This is a genomic window from Rathayibacter sp. VKM Ac-2857 (assembly GCF_013205025.1).
GTDB lineage: Bacteria > Actinomycetota > Actinomycetes > Actinomycetales > Microbacteriaceae > Rathayibacter.
In genome coordinates, this window is record NZ_JABMLE010000001.1 from 598,060 (window position 1) to 615,744 (window position 17,685).

The window sequence follows — 17,685 nt, forward strand, 5'->3', positions numbered from 1 at the left end:
CGCCGGTCTCGCGCTAGTCCGATGCCCGCGCGGTCGCCGCGTGCTCGCCGCGCTCGTAGACGTCCGCCGCCGAGCCGACGATCAGCGGGTCGGGTCCGAGCGGCGAGACGACCTCGTCGTCCCGGCCGTCGTAGTCGTAGAGGCTCAGCACGTAGCGCATGGCCTCGAGCCGCGCGCGCTTCTTGTCGTTGCTCTTGACGATGGTCCACGGGGCGTCGGCCGTGTCGGTCGCCGCCATCATCGCCTCCTTGGCCGCCGTGTAGTCGCCCCACTTGTCGAGCGAGGCGAGGTCCATCGGCGAGAGCTTCCACTGCCGCACCGGGTCGATCATCCGGATGGTGAAGCGGGTGCGCTGCTCCTCGGCCGAGACCGAGAACCAGAGCTTGACCAGGTCGATCCCCTCGCCGACCAGCATGCTCTCGAACAGCGGCGTCTGCCGGATGAACTCGTCGTACTGCTCCGGAGTGCAGAACCCCATCACGCGCTCGACCCCTGCGCGGTTGTACCAGGAGCGGTCGAACAGCACGATCTCGCCCGCGGCGGGCAGGTGCGAGACGTAGCGCTGGAAGTACCACTGCGTGCCCTCCCGCTCGGTCGGCTTCTCAAGCGCGACCACGCGGGCCCCGCGCGGATTGAGGTGCTCGGTGAAGCGCTTGATCGTGCCGCCCTTGCCCGCGGCGTCGCGTCCCTCGAAGACGACGACGAGGCGCCGGCCGTGCTTCTTGATCCAGTTCTGCAGCTTCAGCAGCTCGATCTGCAGCAGCCGCTTGCCGGCCTCGTACTCCTCGCGCGACATCCGCTCGTCGTAGGGGTAGCCCTCGCGCCAGGTGTCGATCTGCGTGCCGTCGCGGCGCAGCAGCACCGGATCGTCGTCGTCCTCGTCGAGCACGACGAGGTCGCGGGCGTCCTCGGGAGTGAGCGAGCGGAGCAGCTCGGGAGAGGGCACGAGGGCACCGTCGGAGGCGGAGTCGGGGGCAGCGGGAGCGGCCTCGAGGACGGCGTCGGAGCGGGGGGAGCGATCGGAGGCGGAGGGCACGGAGCGACGCTAGAGCGCCCGTGCGACGCTCCGGTGAACGGCGGGTGTCCGCCCCTCTCGCGCCGCGGCACACCCGGTCGTACCCTCGTCGCATGTGCCGGAACATCCACACCCTCCACAACTTCGCGCCCGCCGCCTCCGACGAGGAGGTGCACGCCGCCGCCCTGCAGTACGTCCGCAAGATCAGCGGCGCCACCAGCCCGTCGAAGGCGAATCAGGAGGCCTTCGACCGCGCCGTGGCCGAGATCGCCCACATCACGGGCCACCTCCTCGAGGACCTGGTGACGACCGCACCGCCGAAGGACCGCGAGGTCGAGGCGGCGAAGGCCCGCGAGCGCTCGGCCAAGCGGTTCGCGACGGCCTGATCCCCACGGGCACGCGCCTAGCCGATCAGGTAGGCGAAGCCGCGACCCGAGCGCGCGACCCCGGTCGTGAACTCCACGGCGCGGTCGAGGCACTGGCGGGCGTACTCCCCCTCAGGATGCTCCGCCAGCTCCTCCTCCACCTCCGACCGGAGCGCGATCAGATCGTCGGCGATCTCGGCGACCTCGTCCGGCGGGACGGCCCGGACGCAGGGGTCCCAGCCCATCCCCCGCACGGTGACCCGACCCTCGACCATCCGGTGTGCGGGCCGCGGCGGCTGCTCCGGCGATCGCGGAGCGGTCAGCGTCTGCAGCGCCGACCACGCCTTGTCGAGGTAGAGCATGTCGCCCTCCGGGACGGACCGCCGGAAGTCGGTGCAGGTGGTCACGGCTCCGTTCGGCATCCCCCAGGCGTCGGCGAGCGGATCGTCGCTGAGGACGCTCCGCGGATCGGCGAGCGCGCGCTCGGTCAGGTCGGCATCGAAGGCGTAGGCGTAATAACGGATTCCCATGCGTCGATGCTGCCGAGCGGCCACGGCCCGCGGAGACCCGATGCCCGCATCCGGGGAGAGCGCGGCAGTTCTCGCAGCTGTGGAGGACGGCCGCCGAGGACCTCAGCGGTGCATCGCCGGCGTCCCGTCGAACAATGTCGGTGCTTCAGACGGCCCGGAGTGCATCAGGAGTCCACCGCGGCCACTGCGGGCCGCCGACGAGCGTCCCGTGCTCGAAGGTCGCGCAGAGACGGAACGGCTCTCGCGCACTGCTGTTGTCGAGCACCTCCACGACGTCGGCGACCGGGATCGCACTCCTGACGTGGCTCCACAGCCGCTCGTAACGGGCGCGGATCTTCTCCTCCGGCACGACGTGTCCGCCCCGACGGACCCGCTCCAGCACCCGTTGCACGGTCAGCTCGACCGGAACCATCACGACATGGAGGTGGACGAGGTAGCCCGCCTCGACGGCGTCGGACAACAGCTCGACCTTGCTCGGATGGGAGAACACCGTCTCGGAGAGGAACGACTCCCCGGCGGCGAGCATCTCCCTGCGACGGGCCTCCGCGATCCGCGCCGCCTCGTAGGCGTGCTCTGCCTCACCACCGGGCCATCGCTCCGCCGCGATCTCGTCCGCGTTGATGAACGGCAGGTGGGTCGTCGGCATCAGGACATCGCGGACGTAGGTCGACTTCCCCGCTCCGTTCGGGCCGGCGAGGAGGTGCAGCAGCGGCATCAGGAGCGAGCGGGATGGATGACGAGGTCGCCGTTGTCATCGACCTCGGAGTAGGACTCCCCGGACGCCTCGAATCCGGCAGCGTAGTTCAGGCCGCCGCGCAGGGCTGTCATCCGATCCGCCCACTCCTTGCGCACCACGGCCTGCTCGTGCTCCCGAAGAGCGTCGTAGGCGATCGCTCCCGCGAGGACCTCGGCGATCGCGCGACTGTTGACCTGGGGAGACATCTCCAGCTCCCTGCCGATCCGCGCCCAGTGCGCGATCTGCTGAGGCACCGTGCGCGAGGCGACCCGCGCTGCGGTGACCGCCGACTCGTAGACGTCGGCGGGCAGGCGGGTCGGCTGGCTGGACCTGGTCACCGTTCGAATGTAGCACCGTGCTACCGATCAAGACTGTTCGAGGTGCCGCTGGGCGCACGCAGGGACGTCAGGCGTCGAAGGCCGCGGGCGGCAGATCCGTCACGCCGTCCTCGATCGCGCGGACGATGCGCGCGGCGACCGACTCCGGCGAGTGACCCGCGCCGAAGCGCGGCGCAGTGCCGGCGAGCGGGTGCTGCGCCAGCGCCGTCTCGGTGTGGCCGGGGCGCGCGTCGAGCAGGAGGATCCCCGCCTTCTTGTACTCCCGCGCCGACGCCCGGACGAACGAGTACAGGGCCGCCTTGGACGCGGAGTACGCGGCGAGACCTGCGGTCGGCGCCTCGGCGACCACTCCGCTGATCGTCACCGCGAACGGCTGCCGGTCAGAGGCGGACAGCGCGGCGAACGACGCGGTCAGCACACGGATCGGCGCGAGCGCGTTGACGTCGACGAGCTCCTCGAGCACCGCCGGGTCCAGCTCGGCTGACGGCCCGAAGGCGACGACGCCGGCCGCCACGACGACGCCGTCGAGTCGGCCGTGCCGGCGGACGACCTCGTCGACGACACGCTGCGGAGCGTCCTCGCCGAGCAGATCGGCCACGAGGGGCGCGTCACCGAGAGCAACGGCATCGCGGCCCGAGCGGACCACCGTCGCGCCGTTGCGCTCCAGCTCGTCCGCGAGCAGGCGCCCGAGCCCGCCGGAGGCACCGAGCACGAGGACGACGGTGCCTTCGAATCGAGTCATCCCCGAAGCCTAGACGGGGGGTCTGGCGCGGATCGCCTCTACCGGGGCGCGACGGGCGCCAATACGGTTGTTCGCATGTCGCGTCCGGACACCTGCGCCGTGCTCCACCGACTGGTGGAGGTCCTCGAGGACCCCGCCCCGATCAATCGCGGCCACGCCCGGCATGTGAGCGGCCTCCTCTCCGTCGCGCTGGACAGTGCGCCGGCCCTCCGCAGCTGTGGCAGCGCCTCCGCACAGCTCGCCGCGTTCGCGCCCGAGGACCCGGCCGAGGACGACCCGGCCCTCTGAGCGCGCCGACCGCCTTGCTCCACTCCTCGAAAGTTGCGGTAGTCGAGCGCGACTACCGCAACTTCTGAGGACTCGCCCCTTCGCCGGCGGCCCGCTGGCCACTCCGCGGAAGTCGGCGTACTCGAGCAGCCGGTCCGACAACTCCTGCGGAGCCGAGGACCTCCGCGCCGACCGGCTCACTCCACTCCTCCAAAGTTGCGGTAGTCGAGCGCGACTACCGCAACTTCTGCGGACTCGCGGCGCCGACGCCGCCTCGTAGACTCGACGGGCCGAGAGAACGGGGACCCGGTGGACGACGAACGCGCCGCACCTGCGGGCTGGTACCGCGATGACGACCACCCGGAGTCCCTCCGCTGGTGGGACGGCACGCAGTGGACGGATGCCCGCCGCTCCGCGGACGACGCTCCGGTCGCCGTCCCGGTCGCCGCCCCGGTCGCCGCCGAGCACGTCGAGTACCGCCTCCCGAACTCCGCCGGCACCCCGACCGTCGACGCGACCGACGAGGCCGAGCGGATCGAGGAGATCGCCGCCGTCGTCGGCCGCCCGCTGCGCATCGGCGAGGTTTCGGAGCAGACGCTCGACGTCGTCCTCGTCCCCGAGCCCGACCACCCCTCCGGTACCCCCGCGGTGTCCGTCCGTGCAGGCGGCCGCGTGATCGGCTACCTCCCCGACGCCTATCGCCGTGCCCCCGGGTTCACCGGGCTCTCCCGCGTGGTCGCCGGCCGCGCCGCCCCCACGACGACAGCACGACTCCGCGCCGAGCGGACGGAGGACGGCCTGCGCGCCTCGGTGAAGGTCGCCCTGGTCGCTCCCGAGCTGCTGGTCCCGCTCAACGCGCCGCCGGAGGAGCGCTACTCGATCCTCCCCTGGGGTCGCGCCCTGCAGGTGCAGCGTGAAGACGAGCACTTCGTCCGCCTCACCGCGGTGGTCCCCGAGGGCGGCCGCGGCCTCCTCCTCGTGACGCTGCACCTCGCCGACGGTCTCGTCGAGGTGCGCCTCGACGGCGACCGCGTCGGCGAGCTGACCGCGGCGACGTCCGAGCAGTTCGCGCCCACCCTCCGCCACCTGGCCGGCCTCGGCCTCACCGCGGTCGCCTACTGCACCCTGCAGGGCTCCCCGCTGAAGGCCGAGCTGACCCTCCAGGCCGCCCGTGCCGCCGAGCTGCCGGCGGACTGGGTGGACGGCCCTCCGGTGACGCTGCCCCGGCTGATCCCCGGCGCCACGGAGGCCCCGCCCGCCTACGTCGCGCCGCTTCGGCCGACCCCGCGCACCTCGGAGGCGGTGGCCCGGTCCACCCGCCGCACCGTCGCCTGGGTCGTCGTCGGCGTGTGCACGCTGGTCGGCCTCTCCAGCTGGATCATCGGCGACGTCCTGAACTGACACGACTCGTCGCCGCGCTGCCTCGTCAGCGGCCGAGCCGGGCGAGCAGACCTGCGTACCGCTCGCGCGCTCGAGCAGAGAGAGGTCCTACGCCGCCCGCCTCCACTCGCCGATCGGCCTCGTCCTCAGGACCGTCGCTCGACGGCGCGTCGGCAGGCACCGCGCTGAACTCGGACCGAGTGCGCGCGTCCCGAGCATCCGTGAGCCATCGCGACGTCATACCGGGATGATGCCAGAACTCATCGCCGGCGTCTACCGAACTGTCGACCGACCTCCGGCTCGCAGAAACACGTCCGGCTCGCCGGATCGTCGAGATCCTGCGAGCCGGAGACCGTCCCGCGAGCCGCGGCTCGCCGAAGTGTCACACGTTGAAGCGGAACTCCACCACGTCGCCGTCCTGCATCACGTAGTCCTTGCCCTCGATGCGGGCCTTGCCCTTGGCGCGGGCCTCGGCGATCGAGCCGGTCTCGACGAGGTCGTCGAACGAGATGATCTCAGCCTTGATGAAGCCCTTCTGGAAGTCGGTGTGGATCACGCCGGCCGCCTGCGGGGCGGTCCAGCCCTTGCCGATCGTCCAGGCGCGCGTCTCCTTCGGGCCCGCCGTCAAGTAGGTCTGCAGACCGAGGGTGTCGAAGCCGATGCTCGCGAGCTGGTTGAGGCCAGACTCGGTCTGGCCGGTGGACTCGAGCATCTCCGCCGCGTCGGCCTCGTCGAGGTCGATCAGCTCGGACTCGATCTTCGCGTCGAGGAAGATCGCGTGCGCGGGGGCGACCAGCGCGGCCAGCTCGGCCTTGCGCGCGTCGTCGGTCAGCACGGCCTCGTCGACGTTGAAGACGTAGATGAAGGGCTTCGCGGTGAGCAGGCCCAGCTCGCGGATCGGCTCGAGCTCGATCGAGGACGCCGAGAGCGGCTTGCCGGAGTCGAGGAACTCGCGCGCCTTCTTCGCCGTCTCGAGCACGATCGGCTCGATCTTCCTGCCCTTGAGCTCCTTCTCGTACCGCGCCTCGGCCTTCTCGAGGGTCTGCAGGTCGGCGAGGACGAGCTCGGTGTTGATCGTCTCCATGTCGCTCGCGGCGTCGACCTTGCCGTCGACGTGCACGACGTCGGCGTCCTCGAAGCCGCGGATGACCTGCGCGATCGCGTCGGCCTCGCGGATGTTGGCGAGGAACTTGTTGCCCAGGCCCTCGCCCTCCGAGGCGCCGCGGACGATGCCGGCGATGTCGACGAACGACACCGGCGCGGGGAGGATGCGCTCCGAGCCGAAGATGCCGGCCAGCACCTCGAGGCGGGAGTCGGGCAGGTTCACGACTCCGACGTTGGGCTCGATCGTCGCGAACGGGTAGTTCGCGGCGAGCACCGTGTTCTTGGTCAGCGCGTTGAAGAGCGTCGACTTGCCGACGTTGGGGAGTCCGACGATTGCGATAGTGAGAGCCACGGGCATCCATCCTACGGCGTGGTCGCGGGGGCGCCGCGTGCCGGTCCGGGCGGCGTCGGAGGTGCGTGAGAGGGTGAAGGCGTGCCCATCGACTTCACCGCCATCGACTTCGAGACCGCCAACTCGCACGGAGCGTCCGCCTGCTCGGTCGGCCTCGTCAAGGTCCGCGACGGCCGCGTCGTCGATCGCGCGGGCTGGCTCATCCGCCCGCCCTACGGCTACGACGACTTCCTCGAGTGGAACACCCGCATCCACGGCATCCGCAAGCACGACGTGCACGCGGCCGCCTCCTGGGTCGAGCAGTTCGACGACCTGGTCGCCTTCGCCGGCGAGGACGTCTTCGTCGCGCACAACGCCGGCTTCGACATGAGCGTCATCCGCGCCGCCTGCGCCGCGACGGCGCTCGAGCTCCCCGCGTACGACTACCTCTGCTCGCTCCAGCTCGCCCGCAAGACCTACCAGCTCGAGTCCTACCGCCTGCCGTCCGTCGCCTTCGCCGCCGGCTACGACGACTTCCGCCACCACGACGCGTCGGCCGACGCCGAGGCCTGCGCCGCGATCGTCGTGCACGCCGCCCGCCGGCACGGCGCCGGCAGCCTGGCCGAGCTCGGCGAGCTGGCCGGGGTGTCGGTCAAGCGCCTGCGGCCGAAGGCGCCGATCGCCGCCTGACCCCCGGCAGACCCCTCACTCCCCCGCACGCGGGTCGCCGAACCAGTTGCTGAAGATGCGCCAGAAGTTGCGGTTGCCGTAAGCCGAGCAGGCGTCGCCCGAGCCGTAGAGGTCGCTCATCGCCGCCGCGTTCGGCTGGTAGGGCGTGTAGTAGTAGAGCCCCGCCGTGGCAGCGTTCTCGACCCGCACCGGAGCCGTCCCGCAGGCGGCGTCGGGCGAGTACTGGATCGCGCTGGTCTCGCCGACCGGGTACCAGTCGAAGCTGCTCTCGGGGTTGCGGTAGCGCTGGAACTGCCAGGCCGCGCCGTAGACCTGGCCGAAGAAGCCGAAGTAGTCGGTGTCGCAGTCCGCCGTGTCCGGGCAGCCGTAGCCGGTGGCGCTGCGGAACTGGCGCTCGCTCGGCGCGCTGTCGGTGACGAGCGACTGCTCCTTCTGCAGCAGCGTCAGCAGCACGGCGGGGCTGACATCGCAGGCGCCCGCGACGAAGGCGATGATCTCCGCGGCGGAGCTGTCCTCGTCGCCGGTGTAGGCGGCGCACTGCTCGTCGGCGGCGACGTCGCCGGTGTCCTCGGCGTAGTCGCGGAGGCACGGCACGTCGGTCCCCGCGCAGGAGGGCACCCGCGCGTTGAGGAACGCCTGGATCGTCAGCGGCCCGAGGGCGTGGCCGTCGAAGAAGACCTCGTCCGAGACGATGTCGCCGGGGTCGAAGCCCGAGCCGTCGACGCCGCCGGCCAGGTCGGTCCACATCCGGATGCTCGGCACCTCGGTCGCGGGAGCGGCTGCGGCGCCGAGGTCCGTCGCTCCGGGGAGCAGCAGCACGACCGCGAGGGCGGCGAGGGCCGCCGCCCCTCCCCGCCGACGTCGCACGACGGACGGGGAGGCGGTGGCCGGGGAGGGATCGGCCGAGCTCATCCCTCCACGCTAGCGGCCGTGCGCCGGAGCATCAGCCGCAGGGCGTGAGCCGCGCGACCGCGTCCGACAGCGTGTTCGGACCGCCCAGGAGGACGACCTTCTTGGTGCCGAACGCGGTGAGGTCGTTCAGCACGGCCTGGGGCACGCAGTCCGGCCGCACGGCGAAGAGAGGACTCGAGGTGTAGCCGGCGGCGGTCGCTCCGGAGAGCGCGTCGGGGAAGTTCTCGCCCGTCGCGAAGTAGACCGTGCTCTCCTGCTTGAACGCGGCCCGGTTGAGCTGCTCCGAAGTGTCGTAGCGGTCGGAGCCGGCGATGCGGGTCTTCGAGGCGACGGCGAGCGAGCGCTCGATGCCGTCGCTCACCGCGAGCGAGTCGCCCGCGATGGTGAGCGAGCGGACGCCGAGCTGCGAGACCAGGCTCTTCGTGGTGGCGTCGGCGGTCGACAGCCCGCCGTTGACCAGGAGCACCGGAGCGTCCACCGAGCCGGCCGCGGCGCTGGCGCCGAGGGCGTCCGGGAACTTCTCGCCCGTGGCCAGCCAGGCCTGGCTGGATCCGTCGGAGAAGGCGTACTGCACGACCTTCTTCGCGGTGTCGTAGCGGTCGACGCCGCCGAGGCGGGTCGGGGTCGCTCCGCCCCGCACGTACTGCTTGAGGTCCTGCAGGAGGGCGTCGCCGACGCTCAGCGCGGAGCCGACGACGACGATCTTGCCCGGCTTCAGGCGGGTCAGCTCGGCGCGGACCGGCTGCGACATCGAGTCGCGGTCGACCAGCAGGAGCGGGCCGCCCTGCTTGGCGGCGGCCGGAGCGGCGCTCAGCGCGTCGGGGAACGAGGCGCCGGTGGCGATGTAGACGACGGGGACGTTCGCCTTGAAGGTCGCCTTCGAGACCTGCACGGCGGTGTCCTGCCGGTCGGTGCCGGCGAGCCGCTGGACGGCGATCTGCGGTCCGTTCGAGACGCTCGAGCAGCCGAGGTCCTTCGTGCCGGGCGCCTTGGCGTCGCCCGAGCCGGTCCAGAGGTTCCAGTCCACGGAGGCCGCGCTGGCGCAGACCGTGTAGGTGCCGGCGGCCGAGGCGGGGGCGGTCGCGGAGAAGCCGTGGTTCCCGCCGGCGGCCGGGTACTCGCCCGGGATGTCGCCGCGGGAGGCGTTCGCGGTCGGGGTGCGGACGGTCTTCGAGCCGTCGGGCGCGGTGATCGTGACGGTGGTGGCGAGCTGCGCGCGCTGGGTCGTCGGGTCGACGGCCCAGCCGGAGGCGGTCAGCGTGCCGCCCGAGATCCTGGGGGCGTCGACACGACCGGCCGGGGCGACGCCGGCGTTGGCGAGCGAGCCGTTCCAGTCGCTGAAGATGTACCAGAAGTTGATGTTGCCGTAGGTGGCGCACGCCTGGTTGCCGGTGTTCGTCAGCGCGTAGTCGTTGGGCTGGTACGGCGTGTAGTAGTAGAGGTTCGCCGTGGCCTGGTTGCGGATGGCGACCGGCGTCGAGCCGCAGGACGTGTCCGGGTTGAAGAGGATGTTCGGCGTGGTGCCCGCGGCGTACGCGGTGAAGTTCGAGCCGGAGCCGGGCGGGTTCGCGTACTTCTTGAACTGGCGGGCCGCGCCGTAGACCTGGGTGAAGAAGCCGGCGGAGCCGTTGTCGCAGCCGGTGGAGTCGGGGCAGTTGAAGCCGGTCGCGCGGTTGTAGAGGCGCTCGGTGGGGCTCGTCGTGGTGACGAGGCTCGTCTCCTTCTGCACCAGGACCGCGAGCACGAGCGGGCTGATGCCGCAGGCCAGCCCGACGCGGGTGAAGATCGTCGCCGCGGACTCGACGGAGCCGCCGCTGTAGGCGCTGCACATCGCGTCGGCGGCCTTCGAGGGCGTCACCTGGCTGAAGGCCTTGAGGCAGGGCACGCCGTTGGGCGTGCCGGAGCAGTTGCGGCCCTTGTCGTCCAGGAGCGCCTGCATCTGCGGGGCCGAGCGGGCGTCGCTGTCGAAGAAGTTCGCGTCGCTGAAGATGTAGCCCGCGCGGAAGCTCTTGGTGCTGCTCGCCTCGTACTGGACCTTGACGTCGGGCAGGACGGAGCCGTCGGCGGCGGTGGCCCGCGCCTCCCCCGCTCCCGGATCGACGAGGACGGACGCGGGCGGCAGCGTCTCGTCGGCCGCGGACGCCGCGGCGACCGGGACGAGAGCGGTGCCGAGACCGACGGCGAGGGCGAGCGCGGCGGTGAGCAGGCGCGAAGGACGGCGGTGATTCCCCATGGTCCCGAAGCCTAGGGGCAACCGCCGACTCCGCTGCCTTCCGCTCGGGCCACCCTTCCGAGGGTCAGACGGGCCGCTCCGGAGCGCCGCCGCTCGGATGTCGGAGGTCCGTGGTCTCCTCGGCGCATGGAACTCAGCTTCGTCCTCGGCCTCGTCGTCGGTGCGCTCCTCGCCGCCGTCGTCGCGGTGCTGCTCGCCCGCGCCCGCACTCCCGACACCGCGCTCGCCCTCGAGCTGGCCACCGCGCAGGCGCGGGCCGAGGGGCTCGAGGAGCGGCACGAGTCCGTCGTCGAGCAGCACCGCGAGCACCTCGGCTCCGCCCGCGATCAGATCCGTGAGCTGCAGGAGCAGCTTCGGGTGGTCGCCGAGCGCGAGCGCCACGACGCGCGGATCCTGCAGACCCTCTCCCCCGTCGCCGAGAGCCTGCGCGGGATGCAGGAGTCGGTGCGCCGTCTCGAGAGCGAGCGCGCCGCGCAGTTCGGCGCCATCACCGAGCAGCTCGAGGGCCAGCGGCTGGCCGGCGAGCGGCTCCGCTCGACGACCGAGACGCTCGCCTCCGCGCTGCGCTCGAGCGCGAGCCGCGGCGCCTGGGGCGAGACGCAGCTGCGCAACGTGGTCGAGGCGGCCGGGCTGACCCAGCGGGTCGACTTCGACGTGCAGTTCGGCCTGGAGGGCGAGGGCGGGAAGGGACGTGCCGACATGGTCGTGCGCCTCCCGGGCGGCAAGGCGATCGCCGTCGACGCGAAGGTGCCGTTCGACGCGTACCTCGAGGCGAGCGCGATCCCCGCTGGCGCGGGCGCCGAGGAGGAGGCACGGCGCGCCGGGCTGCTGCGCGCGCACGTGCGCGCCCTGCGCGGGCACATCGACGCCCTCGCGGGGCGCGCCTACTGGACCGGACTGCCGGCGAGCCCGGAGTTCGTCATCGCCTTCATCCCGAGTGAGCCGCTGCTCGCGAGCGCGCTGGACGCCGACCCGACGCTGCTGGAGTACGCCTTCCGCAAGCGCGTCGCGCTCGCGTCGCCGGTGACGCTCTGGTCGGTGCTGAAGACCGTCGCCTACACCTGGCAGCAGGACGTCCTGACCGACGACGCGAAGCGGCTGCTTGACCTCGGCAAGACCCTCTACGCGCGGCTCGCCACGCTCGCCGACCACGCGGAGGGGCTGCGCCGCTCGATCGAGAAGACCGTCGACTCCTACAACGCCTTCGCCGGCTCGCTGGAGACCCGCGTCCTCGTCACCGCGCGCCAGTTCGACACCCTCGACGAGTCCCGCGTGATCGCGCCGGCCGGCGGCGTCACGGCGTCCCCGCGGCGGCTGACGGCCGTCGAGCTCCTCGCCCCGGACGAGCGAACGGCCTGAGCCGCCGGGTCTCGATACGCCGCTGCGCGGCTACTCGACCAGCATGGGGGCGCCGCCCCGCGGCGGCCCCAGCATGGGGGCGCCGCCCCGCGGCGGCTCCAGCATGGGGGCGCCGCTCCGCGGCGGCTCCAGCATGGGGGCGCCGCTCCGCGGCGGCTCGACCATCGGACAGGGCGTGCCCCTGCATGCTGATCGAGTAGCGCCCGCAGGGCGCGTATCGAGATCCACCCATGCGGGACGCCGGGTCTCGATACGCCGCTGCGCGGCTACTCGACCAGCATGGGTGCGCCGCTGCGCGGCTACTCGACCAGCATGTGGCAGCGGCTGCCTAGACCCACTTCTCCGCGAGGTGCTGGGCCGTCACGCGGCGGATCGTGCCCGAGCGCGAGCGCAGGACGATCGACTCCGTGGTGATGATGTGGCCCTCCTTGCGAACGCCCTTCACCAGCCCGCCGTTGGTCACGCCGGTGGCGACGAAGTAGGTGTTGTCGCTGCGGACCAGGTCGTTTGCGTGCAGCACCCGGTCGAGGTCGTGGCCGGCGTCGATCGCGCGCTGGCGCTCGTCGTCGTCCTTCGGGCGGAGGATGCCCTGGATCACGCCGCCCAGCGCGCGGATGGCGCAGGCGGTGATGATGCCCTCGGGCGTGCCTCCGGTGCCGACGCACATGTCGACGCGGGAGTCGTGCCGCGCCGCGTTGATGCCGCCCGCGACGTCGCCGTCGAGCAGCAGCCGCGTCCCGGCGCCGGCGGCGCGGATGTCGTCGATTAGCTGGGCGTGCCGCGGGCGGTCGAGCACCGCGATGCGCATCTCGTCGACGGGCTTGCGCTTGGCACGCGCCAGCGCGCGGATGTTCTCGCCGATCGGGCGCTCGATGTCGATGATCCCGACGCCCTCGGGCCCGGTGACGATCTTCTCCATGTAGAAGACGGCGGACGGGTCGAACATCGCGCCGCGGTCGGCGACGGCGATCATCGAGAGCGCGTTCTGCCGGCCGGCGGCGGTCAGCGAGGTGCCGTCGATCGGGTCGACGGCGATGTCGGCGGCCGGCCCGGAGCCGTTGCCGACGTGCTCGCCGTTGTAGAGCATCGGCGCGTTGTCCTTCTCGCCCTCGCCGATGACGACGACCCCGTCGAAGTTCACGGTGCCGAGGAAGGTGCGCATCGCATCGACGGCGGCGCCGTCGGCGGCGTTCTTGTCACCCTTGCCGATGAAGGGGACGGCGCGGATCGCCGCGGCCTCGGTGGCTCGGACGAGCTCCATGCCGAGGTTGCGGTCCGGGTGGAGGTAGAGCGAGTCGTGGTCGATTTCGGTCACAGCGCGGAGTCCTTCGCGTTCGAGTTCGTGCAGACGGCGTCGTCGCAGGACCCGCGGAGCGGATCCCCATCCCGGAGCGGAGTCTATCCGAGGCGTGCCCCGCGCCCGGGGGAAGCCCCGGAGCCGCCTCGCTAGACTCGACGCCGACGCGGGCCTCGCCCGACCCCCTCCCGTTCATCCGTCAAAGGAGATGCCATGCCCGTCGCTACCCCGGACCAGTACGCAGAGATGCTCGACAAGGCGAAGAAGGGCGGCTTCGCGTACCCCGCGTTCAACGTCTCCTCCTCGCAGACCATCAACTCGGTGCTGCAAGGCCTCTCCGAGGCCGGCTCGGACGGCATCATCCAGGTCACGACCGGAGGCGCCGACTACTTCGCCGGCCACACGGTCAAGAACCGCGCCGCCGGTGCGATCGCCTTCGCGAAGTTCGCCACCGAGGTCGCCAAGAACTACCCGGTCACGGTCGCGCTGCACACCGACCACTGCCCGCAGAACGCGCTCGAGGGCTTCGTCTACCCGCTGATCGCCGCCTCCGAGGAGGAGGTCAAGGCCGGTCGCGAGCCGCTCTTCCAGTCGCACATGTGGGACGGCTCGGCCGTGCCCCTCGACGAGAACCTGAAGATCGCCCAGGAGATCCTGCCGCGCGTGAAGGCGATCAACGCGATCCTCGAGGTCGAGATCGGCGTCGTCGGCGGCGAGGAGGACGGCGTCTCGCACGACATCAACGAGCACCTCTACACGACGCTCGACGACGCGATCGCGACCGTCGAGGCCCTCGGCTTCGGCGAGCAGGGCCGCTACATGGCCGCGCTGACCTTCGGCAACGTCCACGGCGTCTACAAGCCCGGCAACGTGCGCCTGCGCCCCGAGCTGCTCCGCGAGATCCAGGACGGCCTGCAGAAGAAGTACGGCACCGAGGCGCTCCCGCTCGACCTCGTCTTCCACGGCGGCTCCGGCTCGACCGACGAGGAGATCGCCGAGGCGGTCCGCAACGGCGTCGTGAAGATGAACATCGACACCGACACCCAGTACGCCTTCAGCCGCTCGGTCGCCGACACGGTGCTGAAGAACTACGACGGCTTCCTCAAGGTCGACGGCGAGGTCGGCAACAAGAAGGTCTACGACCCGCGCTCGTGGGGCAAGATCGCCGAGTCCGCCATGGCCGTCCGCGTCGCAGAGGCGACCCGCCAGCTCGGCTCCGCCGGCCACTCCGGCAAGTAGGGCACCGCTCCGTGACGAACGCACACGACCAGCCGAGCGGCTCCCCGCGCCCGGAACCGCAGTACGGCGAGTACGCGCCGCCCGGCTGGTCGTGGACGCCTCCGGAGGACGCCGTCGTCGTCCCGGACCCGCGGGGGTCCGAGACGGATCCGCGGCCCGCGACCGCCCCGTCCGCGAAGACCGTGGCGCACCCCGTCGACCGGCTGATCACGATCATCCTGCTGGCGCTCGGCGTCTTCTTCGCCGTGCCGACGCTGCTCGATCCTTCGAGCTTCGCGACCACGCTCTCCGAGCTCTACACGAGCCAGGGCATCGGCACCTACGCCTCGCCCGAGCTGGCCCGCACTCTCGGACTGGTCGTCGCCCTGGCGCAGGCGCTGATCGTCGCCTTCGCGGTCTGGATCTCGATCCGCCGGCTGCGAGCAGGCAGGCGCGCCGTGCTGGTGCCGATCCTCGGCATCGTCGCGACGGTCGTGCTCTCGCTGACGGTCGCGGCCATCGCCATCCTCGGCGACCCGACCTTCGCGGACTACGTCTCGCGGATGTCCGCCGGGACCGGCACGGACGTCTAGCGCCCGAGTCCGCACATGCGAGAAGGCCGCCCTCCCTCGGGAGTGGCGGCCTTCTCCGCGTTCGGCGCGCGGAGCGTCAGGCGCGGACGGGAGCGCTGACGCGACCGCCGGCGCCGCGGGCGTCGCGCTTGCCGGCGACGTCCTTGCGCAGCTCCTTCGGCAGCGAGAACATCAGGTCCTCCTCGGCCGTCTTGACCTCCTCGACGTCGCCGTACCCGGCGGCGGCGAGGTCGTCGAGGACCTCGCGCACGAGGACCTCGGGCACCGAGGCACCGCTGGTGACGCCGACGGTGCGGATGCCGTCGAGCCACTCCTGCTTGATCTCGCTGGCGTAGTCGATCCGGTACGCGGCCTTCGCGCCGTACTCGAGCGCGACCTCGACGAGGCGGACCGAGTTGGACGAGTTGGCCGAGCCGACCACGATGACCAGCTCGGCGTGCTCGGCGACCTTCTTGATCGCGACCTGGCGGTTCTGGGTGGCGTAGCAGATGTCGTCGCTCGGCGGGTTCTGCAGATTGGGGAAGCGCTCGCGGAGGCGGCGGACCGTCTCCATCGTCTCGTCGACCGAGAGCGTGGTCTGCGAGAGCCAGACGACCTTGTCCGGGTCCTTCACCACGATGTTCGGGACGTCGTCGGGGCTGCCGACCAGGGTCACGTGATCGGGGGCCTCGCCCGCGGTGCCCTCGACCTCCTCGTGCCCCTCGTGGCCGATCAGGAGGATCTCGAAGTCGTCGCGCGCGAAGCGGACGGCCTCGCGGTGCACCTTCGTGACGAGCGGGCAGGTCGCGTCGATCGCCTGGAGGCCCCGGTCCGCCGCGCCCTGCACGACCGCCGGCGAGACGCCGTGCGCGCTGAAGACGATGTGCGAGCCCTCGGGGACCTCGTCGACCTCCTCGACGAAGATCGCGCCCTGGCTCTCGAGCGTGGAGACGACGTGCACGTTGTGCACGATCTGCTTGCGGACGTAGACGGGGGCGCCGTAGTGCTCGATGGCCTTCTCGACGGCGACGACCGCGCGGTCGACGCCGGCGCAGTAGCCGCGCGGGGCGGCGAGGAGGACTCGCTTGGCACCGTCGACGGGCTCGTCGCGCAGGCGCCCGGTAGCGCGGGGCATGCGCGGCATGGGCAGGCTGATCGAGGCTTCACTCACCCTGCGATTCTACGCGGTGCATCCTGTGCTCCCCGCGGAAGGGCCGGATCCGGTGCCGAGCGGTCGGCGGGCGCCTCCGCGCGCGTCCCGGCGCCCCCGCCGCGGAGGTGTCGGAGGCATCCCGTACCGTTGACGTCGCGGGTCCGCCGCCCGATCCCCCACCCGCCCGCTCCAGCGAAGGCACCGATGACAGACGCCCCTCCCACCGCCGATGCTCCCTGGCCGGTCGGTCTGCTCGCGAGCAAGATCAAGGGCTGGATCGAGCGCCTCGGCACCGCGTGGGTCGAGGGCGAGATCACGCAGTGGGGCGTCTCCGGCGGCAACGTCTACGGCAAGCTCAAGGACATCTCCGGCGACGCGACCGTCGGCTTCACGGTCTGGTCCTCGGTCCGGGCCCGCCTCCCGGCCGACCTCAAGCAGGGCGACCGCGTGATCGCGCTGGTCAAGCCGAACTACTGGGTCAAGGGCGGCACGCTCTCGATGCAGGTGTTCGAGATGCGGCACGTCGGGCTCGGCGATCTGCTCGAGAAGCTCGAGCGGCTGCGCCGGCAGCTCGCCTCGGAGGGGCTGTTCGAGCCCGCGCGCAAGAAGCGGCTCCCGTTCCTCCCGCACGGGATCGGCCTGATCACCGGCAAGGACTCCGACGCCGAGAAGGACGTCCTCCGCAACGCCCAGCTGCGCTGGCCGGCCGTCCGCTTCCGCGTCGTGCACGCCGCCGTGCAGGGCGAGCGCACGGTGTCCGAGGTGACGTCGGCCCTGCGCACCCTCGACGCCGACCCGAGCATCGACGTGATCGTGATCGCCCGCGGCGGCGGCGACTTCCAGAACCTGCTCGGCTTCAGCGACGAGTCCCTGGTGCGCGCGGTCGCCGCCTGCGCCACCCCCGTCGTGAGCGCGATCGGGCACGAGGCCGACCGCCCGCTGCTCGACGACGTCGCCGACCTCCGCGCCTCCACCCCGACCGACGCGGCGAAGCGGGTCGTGCCGGACGTCTCCGACGAGCTGCTCCGGGTCCAGCAGGCGCGACTGCGGATGACCACCCGCGTCAGCGGCCTCGTCTCGCACGAGATCGACCGCCTGTCGCAGCTGCGCTCCCGGCCGGTCCTCGCGCAGCCCCGCGTCCTGGTCGACCAGCGCTCCGAGGAGCTGACCCGGTGGGTCGCCCGCGGCGCCGAGCTGGTCGAGCGGCGGATCGAGCGCGCCCACCTCGAGGTCGAGCGCCTGCACGGCCACCTCCGCGCGCTCTCACCGCAGCACACCCTCGACCGCGGCTACGCGATCGTGCAGAACGGCAGCGGCCACGTGGTCCGCGCGCCGCAGGACGCGGCCGAGGGCGAGGCTCTCGTGCTCACCCTGGCCGAGGGAGCGGTGGGCGCCCGGTCGACCGGGCCCACGGCCGATCCCGCCGGCCGCGGCTGACCGTCC

At 72.0% G+C, this 17,685-nt stretch carries 18 protein-coding genes; 8 read left to right on the forward strand and 10 right to left on the reverse strand.

What is annotated here, in order from left to right; all coding sequences use genetic code 11:
* Positions 1-13 precede the first annotated feature (13 nt).
* The gene (gene ppk2, locus HQQ86_RS02665) at positions 14-889 is read right to left on the reverse strand and encodes a polyphosphate kinase 2 (protein ID WP_320526840.1); all 876 of its coding nucleotides are present in this window, start codon (positions 887-889) and stop codon (positions 14-16) included.
* A gap of 239 nt (positions 890-1,128) precedes the next feature.
* Here ppk2 and HQQ86_RS02670 point away from each other — a divergent pair, with 239 nt between their 5' ends.
* Entirely contained in the window at positions 1,129-1,401 is a 273-nt protein-coding gene (locus HQQ86_RS02670) for a DUF2277 domain-containing protein (protein WP_173286258.1), read from the forward strand.
* Between the two features lie 17 nt (positions 1,402-1,418).
* On the opposite strand, the gene HQQ86_RS02675 is transcribed toward HQQ86_RS02670, so the two are convergent.
* From HQQ86_RS02675 to HQQ86_RS02690, 4 genes are all read right to left on the reverse strand, one after another.
* Positions 1,419-1,910 (reverse strand): DUF1877 family protein, encoded by a 492-nt coding sequence (locus HQQ86_RS02675; RefSeq protein WP_173286260.1) that lies wholly within the window; start codon positions 1,908-1,910, stop codon positions 1,419-1,421.
* Between the two features lie 145 nt (positions 1,911-2,055).
* Positions 2,056-2,625: a zeta toxin family protein gene (locus tag HQQ86_RS02680; protein ID WP_173286262.1), complete on the reverse strand. Its 570-nt coding sequence runs from the start codon at positions 2,623-2,625 to the stop codon at positions 2,056-2,058.
* Entirely contained in the window at positions 2,625-2,984 is a 360-nt protein-coding gene (locus HQQ86_RS02685; RefSeq protein WP_173286264.1) for a hypothetical protein, read from the reverse strand. Before HQQ86_RS02685 ends, HQQ86_RS02680 begins: the two co-directional genes overlap by 1 nt.
* Before the next feature lie 67 nt (positions 2,985-3,051).
* Positions 3,052-3,726, reverse strand: coding sequence for an SDR family oxidoreductase (locus HQQ86_RS02690; protein ID WP_173286266.1), 675 nt, complete (start codon positions 3,724-3,726; stop codon positions 3,052-3,054).
* A 75-nt stretch (positions 3,727-3,801) separates the two neighbouring features.
* Here HQQ86_RS02690 and HQQ86_RS02695 point away from each other — a divergent pair, with 75 nt between their 5' ends.
* Together HQQ86_RS02695 and HQQ86_RS02700 are read left to right on the forward strand one after the other, a co-directional pair.
* Positions 3,802-4,014: a hypothetical protein gene (locus HQQ86_RS02695; protein ID WP_173286268.1), complete on the forward strand. Its 213-nt coding sequence runs from the start codon at positions 3,802-3,804 to the stop codon at positions 4,012-4,014.
* 288 nt (positions 4,015-4,302) lie between these two features.
* Positions 4,303-5,394, forward strand: coding sequence for a DUF2510 domain-containing protein (locus HQQ86_RS02700; protein ID WP_173286270.1), 1,092 nt, complete (start codon positions 4,303-4,305; stop codon positions 5,392-5,394).
* A 361-nt stretch (positions 5,395-5,755) separates the two neighbouring features.
* Here the strand turns inward: HQQ86_RS02700 and ychF are convergent, their stop codons facing one another.
* Positions 5,756-6,829 (reverse strand): redox-regulated ATPase YchF, encoded by a 1,074-nt coding sequence (gene ychF / locus HQQ86_RS02705; RefSeq protein WP_159985466.1) that lies wholly within the window; start codon positions 6,827-6,829, stop codon positions 5,756-5,758.
* 81 nt (positions 6,830-6,910) lie between these two features.
* Here ychF and HQQ86_RS02710 point away from each other — a divergent pair, with 81 nt between their 5' ends.
* Complete coding sequence (locus HQQ86_RS02710) at positions 6,911-7,498, forward strand: exonuclease domain-containing protein (RefSeq protein ID WP_173286272.1); 588 nt, start codon at positions 6,911-6,913, stop codon at positions 7,496-7,498.
* 15 nt (positions 7,499-7,513) lie between these two features.
* Here the strand turns inward: HQQ86_RS02710 and HQQ86_RS02715 are convergent, their stop codons facing one another.
* Together HQQ86_RS02715 and HQQ86_RS02720 are read right to left on the reverse strand one after the other, a co-directional pair.
* Positions 7,514-8,410 (reverse strand): hemagglutinin, encoded by an 897-nt coding sequence (locus HQQ86_RS02715; RefSeq protein WP_173286274.1) that lies wholly within the window; start codon positions 8,408-8,410, stop codon positions 7,514-7,516.
* A gap of 31 nt (positions 8,411-8,441) precedes the next feature.
* Positions 8,442-10,643, reverse strand: coding sequence for a cell wall-binding repeat-containing protein (locus HQQ86_RS02720; RefSeq protein ID WP_173286276.1), 2,202 nt, complete (start codon positions 10,641-10,643; stop codon positions 8,442-8,444).
* A gap of 126 nt (positions 10,644-10,769) precedes the next feature.
* Here HQQ86_RS02720 and HQQ86_RS02725 point away from each other — a divergent pair, with 126 nt between their 5' ends.
* Positions 10,770-12,002 (forward strand): DNA recombination protein RmuC, encoded by a 1,233-nt coding sequence (locus HQQ86_RS02725; RefSeq protein WP_173286278.1) that lies wholly within the window; start codon positions 10,770-10,772, stop codon positions 12,000-12,002.
* A gap of 328 nt (positions 12,003-12,330) precedes the next feature.
* Here the strand turns inward: HQQ86_RS02725 and glpX are convergent, their stop codons facing one another.
* A complete protein-coding gene (gene glpX / locus HQQ86_RS02730) occupies positions 12,331-13,263 on the reverse strand; it encodes a class II fructose-bisphosphatase (RefSeq protein ID WP_123445977.1) in 933 nt (310 codons plus the stop codon).
* Positions 13,264-13,512: 249 nt separating this feature from the next.
* Between glpX and fbaA the strand changes: the two genes are divergently transcribed.
* Together fbaA and HQQ86_RS02740 are read left to right on the forward strand one after the other, a co-directional pair.
* Positions 13,513-14,538 carry a class II fructose-bisphosphate aldolase gene (gene fbaA, locus HQQ86_RS02735; RefSeq protein ID WP_123445424.1) on the forward strand — a complete coding sequence of 342 codons (1,026 nt, stop codon included), beginning with the start codon at positions 13,513-13,515 and terminating at the stop codon, positions 14,536-14,538.
* Between the two features lie 11 nt (positions 14,539-14,549).
* Positions 14,550-15,110 carry a DUF6264 family protein gene (locus HQQ86_RS02740; RefSeq protein WP_173286280.1) on the forward strand — a complete coding sequence of 187 codons (561 nt, stop codon included), beginning with the start codon at positions 14,550-14,552 and terminating at the stop codon, positions 15,108-15,110.
* A 76-nt stretch (positions 15,111-15,186) separates the two neighbouring features.
* On the opposite strand, the gene HQQ86_RS02745 is transcribed toward HQQ86_RS02740, so the two are convergent.
* Positions 15,187-16,233: a 4-hydroxy-3-methylbut-2-enyl diphosphate reductase gene (locus HQQ86_RS02745; RefSeq protein WP_173287473.1), complete on the reverse strand. Its 1,047-nt coding sequence runs from the start codon at positions 16,231-16,233 to the stop codon at positions 15,187-15,189.
* A 213-nt stretch (positions 16,234-16,446) separates the two neighbouring features.
* On the opposite strand from HQQ86_RS02745, the gene xseA reads away from it, so the two are divergent.
* On the forward strand, positions 16,447-17,679 hold the full coding sequence (gene xseA / locus HQQ86_RS02750) for an exodeoxyribonuclease VII large subunit (protein ID WP_173286282.1): 1,233 nt from the start codon (positions 16,447-16,449) through the stop codon (positions 17,677-17,679).
* The last annotated feature ends 6 nt before the right edge of the window (positions 17,680-17,685 follow it).